Origin of the sequence: Paludisphaera sp. (assembly GCF_037189885.1) — a bacterium.
GTDB lineage: Bacteria > Planctomycetota > Planctomycetia > Isosphaerales > Isosphaeraceae > Paludisphaera.
The window spans coordinates 38,259-55,250 of record NZ_JBBCIR010000095.1 but is presented as its reverse complement, the minus strand read 5'-3'; the positions used below and the strand labels follow the sequence as shown (position 1 = coordinate 55,250).

At 72.9% G+C, this 16,992-nt stretch carries 13 protein-coding genes; 11 read left to right on the top strand and 2 right to left on the bottom strand.

What is annotated here, in order from left to right; translation table 11 throughout:
• Both WG209_RS22605 and WG209_RS22600 read left to right on the top strand, forming a co-directional pair.
• Positions 1-1,248, top strand: a 1,248-nt coding sequence (locus tag WG209_RS22605; protein ID WP_337177365.1) for a hypothetical protein, incomplete at its 5' end; no start/stop codon positions are given.
• Positions 1,245-2,348, top strand: coding sequence for an ABC transporter ATP-binding protein (locus tag WG209_RS22600; protein ID WP_337177364.1), 1,104 nt, complete (start codon positions 1,245-1,247; stop codon positions 2,346-2,348). The genes WG209_RS22605 and WG209_RS22600, both read left to right, overlap by 4 nt.
• 20 nt (positions 2,349-2,368) lie before the next feature.
• Here the strand turns inward: WG209_RS22600 and WG209_RS22595 are convergent, their stop codons facing one another.
• Positions 2,369-3,379: an NAD(P)-dependent alcohol dehydrogenase gene (locus tag WG209_RS22595; RefSeq protein WP_337177363.1), complete on the bottom strand. Its 1,011-nt coding sequence runs from the start codon at positions 3,377-3,379 to the stop codon at positions 2,369-2,371.
• Positions 3,380-3,492: 113 nt separating this feature from the next.
• Between WG209_RS22595 and WG209_RS22590 the strand changes: the two genes are divergently transcribed.
• The 9 genes from WG209_RS22590 (at position 3,493) to WG209_RS22550 (ending at position 15,205) form a co-directional block, all read left to right on the top strand.
• A complete protein-coding gene (locus WG209_RS22590) occupies positions 3,493-5,154 on the top strand; it encodes a hypothetical protein (protein ID WP_337177362.1) in 1,662 nt (553 codons plus the stop codon).
• A 77-nt stretch (positions 5,155-5,231) separates the two neighbouring features.
• Entirely contained in the window at positions 5,232-6,386 is a 1,155-nt protein-coding gene (gene carA / locus WG209_RS22585) for a glutamine-hydrolyzing carbamoyl-phosphate synthase small subunit (RefSeq protein ID WP_337177361.1), read from the top strand.
• A gap of 211 nt (positions 6,387-6,597) precedes the next feature.
• Positions 6,598-7,893, top strand: a complete 1,296-nt coding sequence (locus WG209_RS22580; RefSeq protein ID WP_337177360.1) for an adenylosuccinate synthase — start codon at positions 6,598-6,600, stop codon at positions 7,891-7,893.
• Between the two features lie 77 nt (positions 7,894-7,970).
• Positions 7,971-8,783 (top strand): isoprenyl transferase, encoded by an 813-nt coding sequence (locus WG209_RS22575; protein WP_337177359.1) that lies wholly within the window; start codon positions 7,971-7,973, stop codon positions 8,781-8,783.
• A gap of 71 nt (positions 8,784-8,854) precedes the next feature.
• Complete coding sequence (locus tag WG209_RS22570; RefSeq protein ID WP_337177358.1) at positions 8,855-9,763, top strand: phosphatidate cytidylyltransferase; 909 nt, start codon at positions 8,855-8,857, stop codon at positions 9,761-9,763.
• A gap of 124 nt (positions 9,764-9,887) precedes the next feature.
• On the top strand, positions 9,888-10,952 hold the full coding sequence (locus tag WG209_RS22565) for a PhoH family protein (protein ID WP_337177357.1): 1,065 nt from the start codon (positions 9,888-9,890) through the stop codon (positions 10,950-10,952).
• A gap of 198 nt (positions 10,953-11,150) precedes the next feature.
• Entirely contained in the window at positions 11,151-13,349 is a 2,199-nt protein-coding gene (locus WG209_RS22560; RefSeq protein ID WP_337177356.1) for an HDIG domain-containing metalloprotein, read from the top strand.
• Positions 13,350-13,351: 2 nt separating this feature from the next.
• Entirely contained in the window at positions 13,352-13,891 is a 540-nt protein-coding gene (gene ybeY / locus WG209_RS22555) for an rRNA maturation RNase YbeY (protein ID WP_337177355.1), read from the top strand.
• A gap of 27 nt (positions 13,892-13,918) precedes the next feature.
• Entirely contained in the window at positions 13,919-15,205 is a 1,287-nt protein-coding gene (locus WG209_RS22550; protein WP_337177354.1) for a hemolysin family protein, read from the top strand.
• 328 nt (positions 15,206-15,533) lie between these two features.
• Here WG209_RS22550 and WG209_RS22545 read toward each other — a convergent pair whose 3' ends face one another.
• Positions 15,534-16,565, bottom strand: a complete 1,032-nt coding sequence (locus tag WG209_RS22545) for a hypothetical protein (protein ID WP_337177353.1) — start codon at positions 16,563-16,565, stop codon at positions 15,534-15,536.
• Positions 16,566-16,992: the final 427 nt, after the last annotated feature.

Below are 16,992 nucleotides of genomic sequence, written 5' to 3'. Positions count from 1 at the left end.
TTCTCCCACGAGGGGAGAAGGGACGCTTGTCGTCGCCTTGCCCTCGCGCTTGCCGCGTTGATCCTCGCCCCGGCCGCGGGCTGCGGCGGGGGGCTCGATGCCCTGGTCTCGACGCCGCCATCGGACGGGCTCCGGATCGCGACGCCCTGGCCGCGAGAGGAGCGGGCGCGGCTGGCGGGCGAGTTCGCGGGATGGCTTCGCGGGCGACCGGACGAGCCCGTCGAGGCCGGCGCGATCGTCTGGATCGAGACGGCCGACGACGAGCCGATCGACCGCGCGGCGCGTCGACCGGCGTCGGCGCCCGACGTCCTCCTCGGCGGCGACGCGGCGGCCTACGCGCGGATGACGGCCGACGGCCGGCTCGAAAGCCTGAGCGACGGCGCGCCGAAGCCGTACTGGATCGTCGCGCGCTCCGCCGCGATCGGCCTGGAGCCCGGCCCCGGCCGCCTCGCGCTGGCCGACCCTCGCCTGGATCCGCCGACCCTGGCGTGGTGCCTGGCGCGGGTGGACGACGAGGGCTGGCGCGCCGGCTACGCCGAACTGCTCGACCATTATGGGGAGTCCGCCGCCGTCGGCTGGCGGGCGACCTCGGCGCGGGCGGCGATCGGGCGAGGGCGGGCCGCGAGAACGCTGACCACCGCGGATGCATCGGAGGCGAGGCACGAGGAGGGCGCGGCGATCGTCAAGGGGACCTCGCGTCCCCGCGCCGCGCGGGCGTTCCTGAAGTTCGTGGAAGAAGCGGGCGGCGGCGGGCCGGGGCCGAGGTTCGAGGCGATCGGGCAAGCCGGGGCGCTCGCGTGGGAGGGCGACCTCGCGGCCGACCTGCTGGGGGCGACCCTGGTCGACGCCCAGGAGGAGCTGGCGGTCGCGGTCGCGGCGGTGAAGGCGGCGGGCTCGCCGCAATGGGCGGTGGAGCGGCTGACCCAGCCCCCTCCCTGGCCGCCGGCCTCGATCGAGAAGCTGCTGGCCCGGCCCGGCGAGGACGGCCCGGCGCTGGTCGATTCGCTCACCGGCCAGTTCGCCCCCGACCCCGCCGCGCGCGACTGGCTGGCCCGGAGCTGGCTGGCGCCTCGCCGCGACCTGGACCGATCGGTCGTCGCGGAGATCGCCGCCGCGGCGGGGGGCCGGCTGGCGGGCGAGCCGCGATTCCGATCCTGGCTGCGCGCGGAGTGGACGCAGTGGGCCCGTCAGCGTTACCGTTGGGTGGCCCGACTGGCCGCCGCCAAGCCCCCGCCGAGCGAATCATGATCCGCGTCATCGCCGAAGGACTCGTCAAGCGCTACGGCCGCGTCGCCGCGGTCGATCACGCCTCCTTGCGCCTGCCCCCCGGCGAGTTGACTTGCCTGCTCGGCCCCCCGGGCGCGGGCAAGACGACCTTCGCCCGGCTCGTGGCCGGGCTCGAAGCCGCGGACGACGGCGAGATCTACCTGGGCGACCGCATGTCGCAGGCCCTCCCGGCCGCCGAGCGCGGCGTGGGGATGGTCTTCCGCGACCTCGCGCTTTGGCCCGCGCTGACGGTCCGCGACAACGTCGCCTACCCGCTCAAGGCCCAGGGCGTCCCGACGCGCGAGCGTCGGCGTCGGGTCGACGAATCGCTGGCCGCGCTGCGGATCGACGGCGTCGCGGATCGCCGCCCGGACGGGATCTCCCCGGGGCAGGCGTTGCGGGTCGCGCTGGCGCGCGCGCTGATCGCCGACCCGGGGCTGTTGATCCTCGACGACCCCCTCGCCGGGATCGAGCCCCGCGAGCGCGAGGAGGCATGGGACGAGATCCGCCGCGCCCGGATCGAGGCCGGCGTCACGACGCTCCTGCTGACCTCCGACGTGGCCGAGGCCCTGGCCCGCGCGGATCGTCTGGCGGTGATGGACCTGGGACGCGTGCTCCAGTCGGGTCGCCCCGAGGAACTTTACAGGCAGCCCGTCGACGTGTTCGTCGCGCGGCTGCTGGGCGCGACGAACCTGCTCCAGGGCCAGGTGGACGGCGTGGGCCTGGACGCCTCGCTGCGCGAGGTCGTCGTGCGGACGCCCGTCGGCCGACTGGTGGCGCGGACCACGCTCGGGGGGCTGGTCCCCGGATCGCCGGTCACGGTCTGCATCCGGCCCGAGTCGCTGACGATCGCCCAGGGCGTCCCCAGCGACGCCAACCGCCTGCCGGCGACCGTCGAGCGCGTCACCTTCGAGGGCCCCACCCGCCGCATCCTCCTCCGCGGCCCCGGCGACTGGCCCGTCGTCACCCTCGCACTCCAGAGCCAGTCGGCGCACGTCCGCGAGGGCCGCGGCGTCACGCTCACCATCGCCCCGGAGAACGTCACCCTGCTGGCCGGCAAGTTCGCCGTCGGCGGGGGCTGACGTCCTCCGCGGGACGCCGATCAGATCGCGATCACGACCTTCCCGAAGTGCTCGCCGCTCTCCAGGTGACGGAGGGCGTCGACGGCCTGGTCGAACGGGAAGACGCGGTCGATCGCGGGCTTGATGGCGTGGAACTCGATCGCGCTGAGCATCGATTCGAACATCGCGCGGGAGCCGACGAAGACCCCCTGGAGCCGGATCCCCGCGAACAGGATTTGCGCCGGGTCGACCCCCGCGCCGGGGCCGGTCAGGACGCCGATCATCGCGACCGTGCCCCCCGTCTTGACCGCGCGGAGCGACTTCGGGAGCGTCCCCGCGCCCCCAAGCTCGACGACGAGATCGACGCCCCGGCCGCCGGTGAGCCGGCGCGCGGCCTCCTCCCAGTCGGTCGTGGTCTTGTAGTTGATCGTCTCCGCCGCGCCCATCGCCCGGGCGCGTTCGAGCTTGGCGTCGCTGCTGGAGGTGATGATCACGCGGAGCCCGGCGGCCCTGGCGAACTGGAGGGCGAAGATGGAGACGCCGCCGGTCCCCTGGGTCAGGATCGTCTCGCCCGCGCGGACGCCGCCGGTCTCGAACAGGCCGTGCCAGGCCGTGACCGCGGCGCAGGGGAGGGTGGCGGCCTCTTCGAAGCTCAGCGAGTCGGGCAGGCCGACCAGGCCGCATTCCGGCAGGACGACCTCCTCGGCCAGCACGCCGGGGAGTTCGCCGCCGAGGGCCGAGGCGGCCTTCTCGGCGTCGGACGGGCCGTCGACCCATCGCGCGAGGAAGTTGCACGAGACCCGGTCGCCCGGCTTGAACCGCGACGCCCCCGGCCCGTTCTCGATAACCTCGCCGGCACCGTCGGACAGCGGGACCAGCGGTAGCTGGAACATGGGGGGGTACTGCCCCTTGCAGATCATCAGGTCGCGATAGTTCAGCGACGCCGCGCGCATGCGGACCAGGACCTCGCCCGGCCCCGGCTTCGGCGTGGGGGCGTCCTCGGGCTTCCAACCAGAGGGGCCGCCGGACTCGCGCAGTCGGTACAGTTTCATCGGGATTCCTCCGTGGGGGCCTCGGCGGCGTCGGGCACGTCTCCTCATACTACCCGGTGTCGCGGCGGGCCTGCTAGGATGGGGCGTCTTCGGGGCCGGCGTCGGGGGGTGCGTTGATCCGTCTCATATCGGGCTGGTTGTCGTCGCTGGTGTTGGGGATGCTCGTCGTCGGGCCGCTGGCGGCGCTGGGGGTCTGCGCGCTGGTGGATGTCGGGCCGGGGGGGGAGGCGAGGGCGTCGCTGTTCCCGGCGGCGGTCGTGCTGCTGGACCCGTTCGTCTGGACGAGCCTGCGACAGAGCGCGATCACGGCCGGGATCGCGTCGCTGGCGGCGATCGTCGGCGGGACGATCGTGGGGCGCGTCGTGGGGCGGCCGGGGGGGGCCTCGCGGGCGGCGGCGATGGTGGCGCTGGGGATCGCCGCGGCGTCGCCCCCTTATCTGATCGCGCTGGGGGCCTCGGGGTGGCTCGACGCCGGCGATTCGGCGACCTGGCGGGCGCGGTTCCCGTCCATCGACGCCGCGTGGGCGGCGTGGGTCGCGGCGTCGGTCGTGCCGGGGATGGCGCTCGGAGCGCTCGCGTACCTCCGCGCGCTCGACGGGCTGGGGCCGTGGTGGCGCGAGGCCGCCGCGATGGCCGGCGGCCCTCGGCTCGGGCGCTGGCGCCGGCTGGCCTGGCCGCCGATCCGCCCGGCGATGGCCCGCGCGGGGGCGTTCACGTTCGCCCTCACGCTCGCCGATCCCGGGCCGCCGTTGCTGCTGGGGCTGCGGCGGACGCTGGGCTACCAGATGGTCGTCGTCGCGACGGGGGACGCGCCGTTCCCCGCGTTGGCGTCGCTGGCGCTGATCGCGGTCGCGACGGTCGCCGGATGGCGGATCATCCTGAGGCTTTGGTCCGGGCCCGACCGCGAGGGGAACGGGCGCGACGACCGCCCGCGCCCCCCCGCGTCGTGGCGGCGAGCGCTGGCGACGTGGGGCGTCGCGGCCGGCTTCGGGGCGTTCGTCCTGGCCGCGATGGTCGGACTGGGGATGGTCGCGGGGGAGGCCGCCGACGAGGGGGGGGCGACGCGGCGTCTGTCGGCCGACCCGGCCGTGACTCGGATCCTCGTCCGCTCGCTGGCGATGGGGGTGGGCGTGGCGGTGCTGGCGACGGCCTCGGGCGCCGCCCTGGCGCGGCTGGAGGCGTCGGCGGGGCTCGCCGCGGCGGGACGGTTCCGACGGCTCGCGAAGGCCGTCGCGCCGCCGCCGATCGTGGCGGGGGTCGTCGTCCTGGCGCTGGGACGGCTGGCGACGCTCGCCTCCGCCGGCCGGGAGGACGCCGGCGCGCTGATCGACTGGCTCGACGCCGACCGCGCGCCGATGGTCGCGACCACGCTGGCCGTCTGGCTGGCCGTCGCGTCGTCGCGGGTGGGCCGCCGGCCGCTCGGCCCGGTCGACGCGGCCCATGACGCCCGATACGACGCCGCCATGCTCGCCGGGGCGCGCCGCGGGTCGGCCCGCCGTCTGGCGCGCGGGGGGAGGCTCGGCGAGGGCTGGGGCGACTTCGCGGCGACCCTGGCGACGGCCGCCGTGGCCGTCGCGCCGGCCATGGTGGTCGTGTCCTGGCTCTCGATCGCGACCGTCGGGCCGGGGGTGTTGCTGTACCGCGAGCGGGGGGGCGCCGGCGCGGCGGTGGCGGCGACGCTGGGGCTGCTGGCGTGGGGCGTGGCCCTCGCGACCGCCCCGATCGGCGCGGGGCGTCGGGGAAACGCCTCGACGGCCGATTCGCCCGGCGCGTAGAATCGTGGGGATTCGCGAGGCGCATCCAGGTTAGGCGATTTCGGAGCGAGGGCCGCGATCAGGCCCCGGGAGCGACGATGGGCACGGCGAAACTGGCGCTCGAGGACGGTTCGGTATTCACGGGCCGGTCGTTCGGGGCGCAAGGCGAGACGGACGGCGAGGTCGTGTTCAACACGAGCATGACCGGATATCAGGAGATCGTCACCGACCCGTCGTACAACGGCCAGATCGTGGCCATGACCTACACCGAGATCGGCAACTGCGGCGTCAACCGAGAGGACGCCGAGAGCCCCCGCCTGTGGATCCGCGGCTTCATCGTCCGCGAGCTGTCCTCGCGCGTCAGCAACTTCCGCGCGGAGCGGTCGCTCGACGATTACCTCGCCGAGAACGGCGTGGTCGGCCTGGCCGGGATCGACACCCGCGCCCTCGTGCGCCGGATCCGCGTCCAGGGGGCGATGAAGGGGGTCATCTCCACGACCGACCTGGACGACGCCAGCCTGGTCGCCAAGGCGCGGAAGAGCCCCGGCCTGGTGGGCCGCGACCTGGCCAGCGAGGTCATGCCCGAGGGGCCGACCGTCTGGGAGCCGGGCCTCCACGAGGGCTACCACATCGACCCGACCGGCCGCGGGCCTGCCCCTCGCCCCGCCCGGGGGGAGAAGCGGCCCCACGTCGTCGCGATGGACTTCGGCATGAAGTGGAACATGCCCCGCCACCTGGTGGACGTCGGCTTCCGCGTCACGGTCGTCCCGGGGAACACCCCCGCCGAGGCCGTGATGGAGCACCAGCCGGACGGCATCTTCCTCTCCAACGGCCCCGGCGACCCCGAGGCGCTCGGCAAGGCCGTCGGCACGGTCAGGAGCCTGATCAAGACCGCCGCCGAGTCGCGCGGGATCCCCATGTTCGGCGTCTGCCTCGGGCACCAGCTCCTGGGGCTGGCGTTCGGCGGCAAGACGTTCAAGCTGAAGTTCGGCCACCGCGGCGCGAACCACCCGGTGCTCAACAAGGACACCGGCCGGGTGGAGATCACCACCCAGAACCACGGCTTCGCCATCGACCCTTCCAGCCTCCCCGCCGGCGTCGCCGTCTCCCACGTCAACCTCAACGACCAGACGGTCGAGGGGATCGGGCACGAACGGCTGCCCGTCTTCAGCGTCCAGTTCCACCCCGAAGCCTCCGCCGGGCCCCACGACAACCGCTACCTCTTCGACCAGTTCCGCGGCGCGACGGGCTGAGCCGCGCGGGCGGCGAGGCGATGTGGGCCGCCAAGTCCGCGACGACGTTGGACCAACACGTCCCCGCCTCCTCCTCGACGGAGGGGGCGGCGCGGCGACCCATCGAGCCGAAGCGGACTCATTGACGGGGCCGCGACCGTCCTGTAACCTGTGACTTTACGATACCAAGCGACCGCCATGCCGGTTCGCGAGCCGCTCCGGAGTGTGCCCCGTGGGATCGACGTGCGTGGTGGGCCTGCAGTGGGGAGACGAGGCCAAGGGTAAGATCGTGGACCTGCTCTGCGACGACCACGACGTGGTGGTCCGCTATCAGGGCGGGGCCAACGCGGGGCACACGGTCGTCCACGAGGGGACGACGTACAAGCTCTCGCTGGTGCCCACGGGGATCCTGAGGTCGCACGTCCACGCGGTGATCGCCAACGGCGTGGTGATCCACCCGCCGGCGCTCCTGAAGGAGGTCGCGACGCTGGAGGCCCAGGGGATCGACTTCCGGGGCCGCCTGCACGTCGGCGACCGGGCCCACGTCATCCTGCCCTACCACCTGGCGGAAGAGCGGCTGACCGAGGAGTCGTCGTCGAGCGCCGACCACCTGGGGACCACCCGGCGGGGCATCGGCCCGTGCTACAAGGACAAGGTCGGCCGGGTCCACGGCGTGCGGGTCGCCGACCTCTACCGCCCGGCCGAGTTCCGCGAGCGGCTCAAGCGGATCGTCGACTTCAAGAACCGCCTTTTGGGCGCGATGCTGACGGACTTCGAACCGTTCGACGACGCCGCGGTCGCGGAGGAGTACCTGGGCCACGCCGAGGCGCTCCGCCCGTACGTGTGCGATTCCACGGCCAAGCTCCACGAATGCCTGGACGCCGGCAAGCGGCTGATGTTCGAGGGGGCGCAGGGGTCGCTGCTGGACGTCGACCACGGCAGCTATCCCTACGTCACCAGCTCCAACTCCAGCGCCGTCGGGCTGTCGCCGGGCTCGGGCGTGCCGGCGCGGTACGTCGACCGCTGGATCGGCGTCGTCAAGGCGTACACCACCCGCGTCGGCGGCGGCCCGTTCCCCACCGAGCAGGACAACGAGATCGGCGAGCGGATCCGCCGCGTCGGCCGCGAGTACGGGACCGTCACCGGGCGGCCGCGCCGCTGCGGCTGGTTCGACGCCGTCGCCGCGGGATACTCGGCGCGGGTCAGCGGCTCCACGGAGATCGCCGTCATGCTGCTGGACGTCCTCAGCGGGCACGACGAGTTGCAAGTGGCCGTCGCCTACGAGCGGGACGGAGAGCCGGTCCGCACCCTGCCGGCCTCGCTCGCCGACCTGGAGGCCTGCCGCCCGGTCTACGAGACCCTGCCCGGCTGGAAGGAAGACGTGACCGCCGCCAGGAACTGGGACGACCTGCCGAAGGCCGCCCGGGACTACGTCGAGTTCATCGGCCGGAAGGTCGGCGTGCCGGCGACGATCGTCTCCGTGGGCCCGGACCGCAACCAGACGATCCGCGTGCCGCAAGGCCGCTGAACCCGACCAGGACGGACCAGATCGAACGGGCCGGACGCGGCAGGATCCCCCCTCATGGATTGGGCACGACACGACCCATGCGACCCGACGAACTCCCCCCGCTGAACGTCACCGTGGAAGGGCTCGCCAGGCTGGAGGGGTGGGACCTCCGGCCCGAGCAGCTCCCCCGCCACGTCGCGATCATCATGGACGGCAACGGCCGGTGGGCCCAGCAGCGCGGGCTCCCCCGCGTGATGGGCCACCGCCGGGGCGTCCGGAGCGTGCGCGCGATCGTCGAGGAGGGGGTCAGGCTGGGCCTGGAGCAGGTCACGCTCTATTGCCTGTCGGTCGAGAACTGGAAGCGGCCGGCCCGCGAGGTCCGGTTCCTGATGCGGCTGCTGCGCCATTTCCTCGTCGCCGAGCGCGCCGAGCTGATGGAGCGAAACGTGCGGCTGACGACCATCGGCCGTCGCGACGGCCTGCCGCCGGAAGTCCTGGCGGAGATCGACCGCACGGTCGCGGAGACCGCCGGCAACACCGGCATGGTCCTCCGGCTGGCGATCAACTACGGCGGGCGCGCCGAGATCCTCGACGCCGCGCGTCGGATCGCCGAGGAGGCCCGCGACGGCCGGCTCGACCCGGCGACGCTCGACGAGGACGCCTTCGCCGCCTACCTGGAGACCGGCGGGGCGGCCGACCCGGATCTGCTGATCCGCACCGCCGGCGAGCTGCGCGTCAGCAACTTCCTGCTCTGGCAGGTTTCGTACACGGAGTTGTGGGTCACGGACAAGTTCTGGCCCGACTTCCGCGGCGACGACCTGCTGCGGGCCTGCGCCGACTACGCCCTGCGGACGCGCAAGTTCGGCGGGCTGCCGGCCTCCTCGCTGGCCGCGGGGACTCCGGCCGGGTAGAGTGGGATCGAAGCGGCCCCGCCCGGTGGGGCCGCCCCAGGCCACCCACCCGCTCGTCACGCCAAGGATTCATGCTCCGCACCCGCGTCCTCAGCGCCGTCCTGATCGTCGCCGCGCTGGTCCTGGTCCTGTACGTGGACCAGGGGCTCTGGCCGTGGTTCCCGCTCTGGTTCGCCGTCGCCGCCCTGGCGATGGGGGCGACCTCGCGGGAACTCGTCGCGCTGCTGGCGAACACCCCGGCCCGGCCCGACCCCCGCGTCGTCGCCGGCGGGCTGCTGGCGATCCTGGCGGCGAACTGGCTCCCCCACCTGGTCTCCTCGTGCCCGGACCACGAGCCGATCTCGGGCATCATGTCCGAGCCGTACGGGTCGATCGGGGTCCTGGCCTGGCCGTTCCTCAGCTTCGTGGCGGTGGTGATGGCCGCGTTCGTGGCCGAGAGCCTGCGGTTCGAACGCCCCGGAGGCGCGATCGCGTCGGTCGCCGGGACCGTGCTGGTCGTCGCCTACGTCGGCCTGCTCGGGACGTTCATGATCCAGATGCGCTGGCTCGAAGGCTGCAAGCACGGCCTGATCCCGCTGGCGATGCTGATCGCCACGGCGAAGGGGGCGGACGTCGGCGCGTACACCATCGGCCGGCTCTTCGGCCGCCGCAAGCTCTGGCCGGCGTTGAGCCCGAACAAGACCGTGGCGGGGGGCGTCGGCGGGCTGGCGTTCGCGGTGGTCGGCGCGCTGGCGGTGGAATGGATCGCGCGGGGGCGGGGCCTGATGGCCCTGGGCTGGATGGGCGCGGCGGGCTTCGGCCTGCTGGTCGGGGCGACGGCGCAGATCGGCGACCTGATGGAGTCGATGATCAAGCGCGATTGCGGGACGAAGGACGCCTCGGCCGCCGTCCCCGGCTTCGGCGGGGTGCTGGACGTGCTGGACTCGCTGCTCTTCGCCGCCCCGGTGGCCTATGGGTTCTGGGCGATCCTCGGCCCCTGAACCGATTTTCATATCGCGTCGGGCATATTGTCTTCGGCCCCCGAATTGATAGCATAGAGTTGAATGGGATGGGCCGATCGGGCCCGAGTCCGTCGCGCCCGCCCGGGTCGGCGAAAGGGGAGGTATGCCGGAAGTCACCATCGCGCTGGAGGGCCAGGACGAAGAACTGGCGGTCTTCGGCAGTCGCGACCAGCACCTGCGGCAGATCCGCGACGCGCTGGGCGTCAAGGTGCTGGCGCGTCGGGGCGAGGTCCGCATCGAGGGGAACTCCGCCCGCGTCGAGCAGGCGCGGGGGATCTTCGAGGGGCTGCGCTCCCGCCACCGCTCGCGCAAGCCGGTCAGCTCGGCCGACGTGGCCGACCTGATCGATCGCGCCTTGCAGCCTCCGGGAGAGCCGGGGGGCGTCGAGATCCGCGAGGGGAACCGGGTCGTCCGCCCGCGCACCGGCGGGCAGGACCGCTACCTCCGCGCGCTCCGCGACCACGCGCTGGTGCTCTGCGTCGGACCGGCGGGGACCGGGAAGACCTACCTCGCGGTTTCGTACGCGGTCCAGCTGTTGCGCCAGGGGAAGATCAAGAAGATCATCCTGGCGAGGCCGGCCGTGGAGGCGGGGGAGCACCTGGGCTTCCTGCCGGGGGACCTGGAGGCGAAGATCAACCCGTACCTCCGCCCGCTGCTCGACGCCCTGCACGACCTGATGCCCTACGATCAGATCCGTCGCTACATGGACAACGACCTGATCGAGATCGCCCCGCTGGCCTACATGCGCGGTCGGACGCTGAACGACGCCGTCATCATCCTGGACGAGGGCCAGAACGCGACCGTCTCGCAGATGAAGATGTTCCTGACCCGCATGGGGCAGGACTCGCGGATCGTCGTCACCGGCGACGTGACCCAGGTCGACCTCCCCCCCGCGACCCCCAGCGGCCTCGCCGACGCCGTCGAGCGGCTCAAGGGCGTCCCCGGCGTCGCCGCGGTCACGCTCGACCGCACGGACATCGTCCGCCACCCGCTCGTCCAGGCGATCGTCGACGCCTACGAGCCCGTCGAGGTCGTCCCCCGCGAGCTGGAGGAGACGATCGGCATCCCGGCCCACCCCCGCGTCCATGGCCACGGCCACGGTCACGCCGCCGCCCCGCCGGGCGACGACGGGGCGAACGGGGACGGGGACGAGGCCGAGGCGGGATGAGGCCGTGACCCCCCCCCTCGTCATCACGATCCTGATCGTCGGCAAGGCCGACGACCCGCCCGCGAGGACGGACTCAGGGCGCACGGGGCCGCGCGGCCCCGGCGCGGAACAGCGCGGCGCGCCTCGCGACGGCCGCGGCGATTCGAGTCGCCTTCCATGAGCATCGGTAGACGGCGCCCGAGGCCGAGTCGGGCCCAGTTGAGAACCCTCCCGAGCATCTCCATCGAGCAGGGCCGAGCCGCCCGCCAGCGCGCCCGCCTCGTCAGCTTCTCGCTGATCGGCCTGACGGCGCTGATCGTCTCGGCCGTCGTCCACGGCTCCGGGCCGCCGTTCGAGTATCGGCTGGGCCAGCGTCCCGAGCGCGAGATCCGCGTGAAGGTCAGGGAGTTCGGGATCCGGAACCAGACCAAGACCAGCAACCTGCGCCAGGCCGCCGCCGACCAGGTCCCGCTGGTGATGATCAACGACCCGGCCCCGATCAAGGATCTGGCCGAGCGCCTGGACGACCTGACCGTCACCGTGGCGAAGTCGCAGCGGTACGAGGACGTCGACCCGACGGTGGTCTCCACCTGGCGGCTGAAGCCCGAGGCGTACCTCGACATCAAGGCCGCCACCGACACCCCCCAGCGTCGGGACAACCTGCACGTCCAGATCGCCAAGGCGTTCGAGCCCCTGCTGGAGGCGGGGGTCCTGGGCCCCGGCGCGTTGCCGCGCAACGAGGAATCCAGCCGCACGCTCTCGATCCGCGACATCGACCACCCCGCCGAGGCGGCCCGGATCTTCCCCCGCGAGCGGGTCGTTCCGGAGCGGATCGTGAAGCCGGACGGGCCGGTGGCCAAGGAGTTCGTCGCGGCGTTCACGCCGAGCCGCGTCGGCGAGACGCTGTTCCAGCTCGTCGCCGAGCGCCTCGACGGCCGCCCCACGCTGACGTTCGACCCGGAGGAGACCGCGAGGCTCCGCGAGCAGGCGCGCGAGGCGGTCCCGGAGTGGTTCGACACCTTCCGCGAGGGGGAGGTGCTCGTCGACCAGGGGCAGCCCATCGCCGAGGAGCAGCTGATCCTGCTCCGGATGGAGCACGACGCGGCCATCGCCGAGTTGACGCTCGCCGAGAAGCTCCAGCGGGCCGTCGGCATCCTCGCCCTGGTCTCGGCGCTGTTCATCCTGGCCGGCGCGTACATCGCCCGCCACGAGCGCCGGATCGCCGCGGATCTGGGGCGGATCGCCACCCTCTGCGCGCTGGTCGTCGTCTGCGTCGGGATGGTCCGGCTGCTGGCGAACCAGGCGTGGAACGCCGACCTGATCCCGGTCGCCGCGTCGGCCATGATCCTGGCGATCGCCTACAACCCCAGCTTCGGGCTGATGGCGACGTTCTGCCTCTCGATCCTGACGTGCATGGCGCTGGGGACCGGCATCTCCCACTTCCTGATCCTGATGGGGGGGACGGCCGCCGGCGTGCTGGGCCTGAACGACGTCCGCACGCGCACCAAGCTCATCAAGGTCGGCGCGACGTCCGCGGCGGTCTACCTGATCCTGACCTGGGCCGCCGGCCTGTGGGAGCATCAGCCGATCGAGCTGATCCGCTCCGACGGCTTCTGGCGCGCCGGCTGGGGGCTGATGGCCGGCTTCTTCATGGGGGGGGCGCTGCCGTTCCTGGAGAACTCCTTCGGGATCGTGACGGGCATCAGCCTGCTGGAGCTGGGGGACAACACCCACGCGCTGCTGCAGGAGCTGGTCCGCCGCGCGCCGGGGACCCACAACCACTCGATCACCGTCGGCGCGATCGCCGAGGCGGCGGCCGAGCGGATCGGGGCCAACGGCCTGCTGGTCCGGATCGGGGCGTACTTCCACGACATCGGCAAGATGCTGAAGCCCCACTACTTCGTCGAGAACCAGATGGGGTCGGCCAACCGGCACGCCAACCTCGCGCCGGCGATGAGCACGCTGATCATCATCGGCCACGTCAAGGACGGCGTGGACCTGGGGCGGCAGCACCACCTGCCGGAGCGGATCATCGACCTGATCGAGCAGCACCACGGCACGACGCTGGTGGAGTACTTCTACCACGAGGCCAACCGCCGCGGCGCCGGCGACCCGGACGCCGCCGTGGTGCAGGAGAGCGCGTTCCGCTACCCCGGCCCCAAGCCGCAGACGAAGGAGGCCGGCATCCTGATGATGTCGGACTGCGTGGAGAGCGCCAGCCGCACCCTCTCCGAGCCGACCCCGTCGCGGATCGAGGGCCTGGTGCGCGAGCTGATCGACAAGCGGCTGCGCGACGGCCAGTTCGACGAGTCCGGCCTGACCCTCCGCGAGATCGCCGAGATCCGCGACAGCCTCATCAAGTCGCTGATCGGCATCTACCACGGCCGCGTCAAGTACCCCGAGCAGAGGACGGCCTGAACGTGACCCCCCCGCCGGACGATCGCCAGGACCCCGACGCCCTCGACCTCGACCTCGAACCCGACGCGCCCGAGCCCCCCGCGTTCGAGATCGACGTGAGCGACTCGCAATCGCGCGTGGCCGTCGACCGCGCCGCGCTGCGGGCGTTGGTGGAGCGCGTCCTGAGGGGGGAGGGGATCGAGGCGGCGACGATCTCCCTGGCGATCGTCGACGACCCGACCATCCACCGGGTCAATCGCGACCACCTGGACCACGACGAGCCGACCGACGTCGTCACCTTCGACCTATCCGACGAGGGGGACGACCGCCTCCGCGGCGAGCTGGTCGTCTCGGCCGAGACCGCCGCGCGGGTCGCCGCCGAGATCGGCGTCGAGCCCCGCGACGAGCTGACCCTCTACGTCGTCCACGGCCTGCTCCACCTGTGCGGCTGCGACGACCTGGACGAGGAATCGGCCGCGGAGATGCGCCTCCGCGAGGATGCCGCCATGGGTCGCCTCGGCCTGGCGAACCCCTTCCGGGCGACCCATCGCCCCGCCCCCTGACGCCCCACGACTCCCGGAGACCCCGACTTGGACGGGCCTAGCTCGACCTGGCTGATCCTCCTTTGCACGCCCGTCTTCCTCACGCACGTGACGACGATCGCCCTGACCAAGGCCCTCCAGTCGTACTCGCGCAGCAGGCTGGAGGAGCTGACCGAGGCGCGAGGGCGGCCGGAGCGGGCCGACGAGATCGCGCATCACGATGCCCGAGTCGGCCGCGCCGCCGAGGCCGTGGCCGTCGCCACCGGGGTGTTCCTGGCCGTCGCCGCGGGGCTGGCCTTGCACCGTCGCGACGCGACCGGGGGCGACGGCGGGCTGATCCTGGGCGTCACCCTGGCGGGGATCGCCGGATACCTCCTCGCCGGGGTCGTCGGGCGGCTCTACGCGGAATCGATCCTCGACCGCGCCTGGCCGGCCGCGCCCTTCCTGCGAGCGGCCGGGCTGCCGCTGACGGCCGCGTCCGCCGGGCTGGAACTCCTCGTGGAGTGGCTCGTGGGCGTCCCCGACGCCGGCGCGCGGCCGGCCAGCGTGGAGGTCGAGGTCCCCGCCGACCTGGAGGAGGACGAGGACCAGGAGCCCGACATCCCCGAGGAGGCGCGCGAGATGATGGGGAACGTGGTCGAGCTGACCCGGACCACGGCCTCCGACATCATGCGGCCCCGGGCGGAGATGGTCATGCTCCCCTCCACGACCTCCGCGGCCGGGGCGGCCGAGACGTTCCGCGCCACCGGCCTGAGCCGCATCCCGGTGTATGGCCGGAGCCGCGACGACATCGTCGGGATCCTGCTGTTGAAGGATCTGTTCGGCCGCCTCGCCGCACCTCCCGACGGCGGGGAGGTCCCCCTCGCGCGGCTGGTCCGCGAGGCCTACGGCGTCCCCGAGACCAAGAACGCCTTCCAGCTGCTGGAGGAGATGCGGGCCCGGTGCGCCCCGATGGCGGTCGTGCTCGACGAGTACGGCGGCGTGGTCGGGCTCGTCACGATGGAGGACCTGGTCGAGCAGGTCATCGGCCCGATCCGCGACGAGCACGACGCCCCGACCGAGGAGGAGCCGGTCGTCCCCGTGGGAGATTCGGCCTTCGAGATCGTCGGCGGCGTCGACCTGGAGGAGCTGAACGAGCGGTTCGGCCTCCACCTGCCCACCGACGAGGAATTCCACACCGTCGGCGGCCTGGCCTTCCACGCCCTCGGACGACTCCCGGAGCCCGGAGCGAGCTTCCGACGCGACGGCGTCGAGTTCACGGTCCTCGCCGTGTCGCCCCGTTCCATCCGCCGCCTCCGCATGGACCTCAGCCCCGCCCCCCCGCCGGAAGGCTGACCCGACCGAGGGGGAGAAAGGTGAAGACGATCTTCCCCCCTGGAGGGGGAAGACAGACCGCGAAGCGGTCAGATGAGAGGGAGCCCGCCCACCGAACGCCGGACTTCGGAACGTTGGCGCGCGCCGATGGCCTCGGAAAGCCCCGCCTGGCTTCGGAAAGATGTCTCGCTGGTCCCCCCCTCATCCGGCCCTCCGGGCCACCTTCCCCCTCCAGGGGGGAAGGCCGTCGTGAGAGGTTGGCGCGACATGTCGAAACGGGAAGACGCGGCGCCGGGAGGGAGGCCCTCGCGGTCGCCGCGTCGCGGATGATGGCGGTGGTTGGGATGGTTCAGCGGGCGACGGGTCCGCCGTGGGCGGCGGTCACCAGGGCGGGGCCGGACAGCACGTTGATCCAGGCCGAGAGGGCCTCGCGCGTCAGGCGGACGGCCCGGTTGACCTCGGGCGAGGGGGGGAGCGGCTCGGCGGCGACGATCAACTCGGCCTTCGGCTCTTCGGGGGCGAAGACGTCGGCGGGGAGTTCGACGAGCGCGGTCGTCGCCTCGACGGCGGCCGGCTCGGGCGTCTCGGCGAGCATCGCCTCGGGGGCGGGGGCCGGCTCGTCGACGATTGCGGGGGCGAAGTAGAGGTCGGCGCTGGTCTCCATCTCCGAGAAGTCCGGCAGCGGGGCGGGGGCGGGGCCGGCGGCCACGGGCAGCGGGCCTTCCAGGGCGACCGGCTCGGGGCCATCGACCGCGGCGACGGCCTCGGCGGGGATCGGCGCGGGCTCGGGCTTCAGGTCGGCGAGGGCCATGGCGTCGAAGTAGAGGTCGGACGACTCGCCCATCGCGACGAAGGCGCGGGCGTCGCGGTCGCGGTCGGCGGCCTCGCGGATCCCCTCGGCCAGCGCCGCGGCGAGGCGGTAGCCCTCGGGACGGGCCCGATCCCAGGCCAGCAGGGCCAGGTCGTCGGGACGGACGGCGGAAATAGTCGGGGCCGGCGTCGCGAGTTCGGTCGTCGCGACGGCCAGGTAGTCGTCGAGCTTCGGCAACGGGAACGGGAGCGCGAGCGGGGCGGCGACGGACGAGGCCGCGTGACGGCGGGGGGCGATCGAGTGCTCGACCGCGATGATCGGGCGGCGGGGCGCGAGGGCGGGCGCGGCGGCCGTTCGGTTGGCGAGGCTAGCGGCGTGGGCCCGCTGCATCTCGGCCGCCAGCAGGTCGTGGATGATGACGTGCCGCTCGCCGGCGCGGTCGTCGGCCGCCGCGAGTCGGGCGTTCATCCACTTCTGAGCGCCGGCGACCCAGCCCTCGATCGTCGGCCAGGTGGGGAGGCCAAGGCCCAACCCCGCCACCAAACTGATCAAGACGAGTCGTAGCGTCATGGGTCGATCTCCGGGTCGTGACGATTTCATCGGTCGTCGATTCCGTGCGATGTCATGGTCGTACCCTATCCGAATCGATGTCTCCTTGTGCTAAGTGGTATCGACGGGGCTGCCCTGGCGCTTTGCGAAATATCGAGAAAATAAGCAGTCGGGATTGCATGCGGGGCCGGTTCGCATTGGCTGGAGGCTCTGGGTGCCGGGGCGGGCGCCGGTTACGTCAAGCGTCCGGGCCTGGCTCGCGAGGAAGCATGGGAGCTTTGTCCGGCCGGTACCTCGGAAAAAAACCGAGACTCGTGAAATCCCGACGGTCTCGTCGGTGACCATGTAGGCGCTTGATGTCGGTGATCCTTGTCAATTCGGAAGCACTTGAGGACTGCGGGCCGACCGGCCGCCGATGCGCAATCGGGCTCGTCGTGGCGTTGACGTC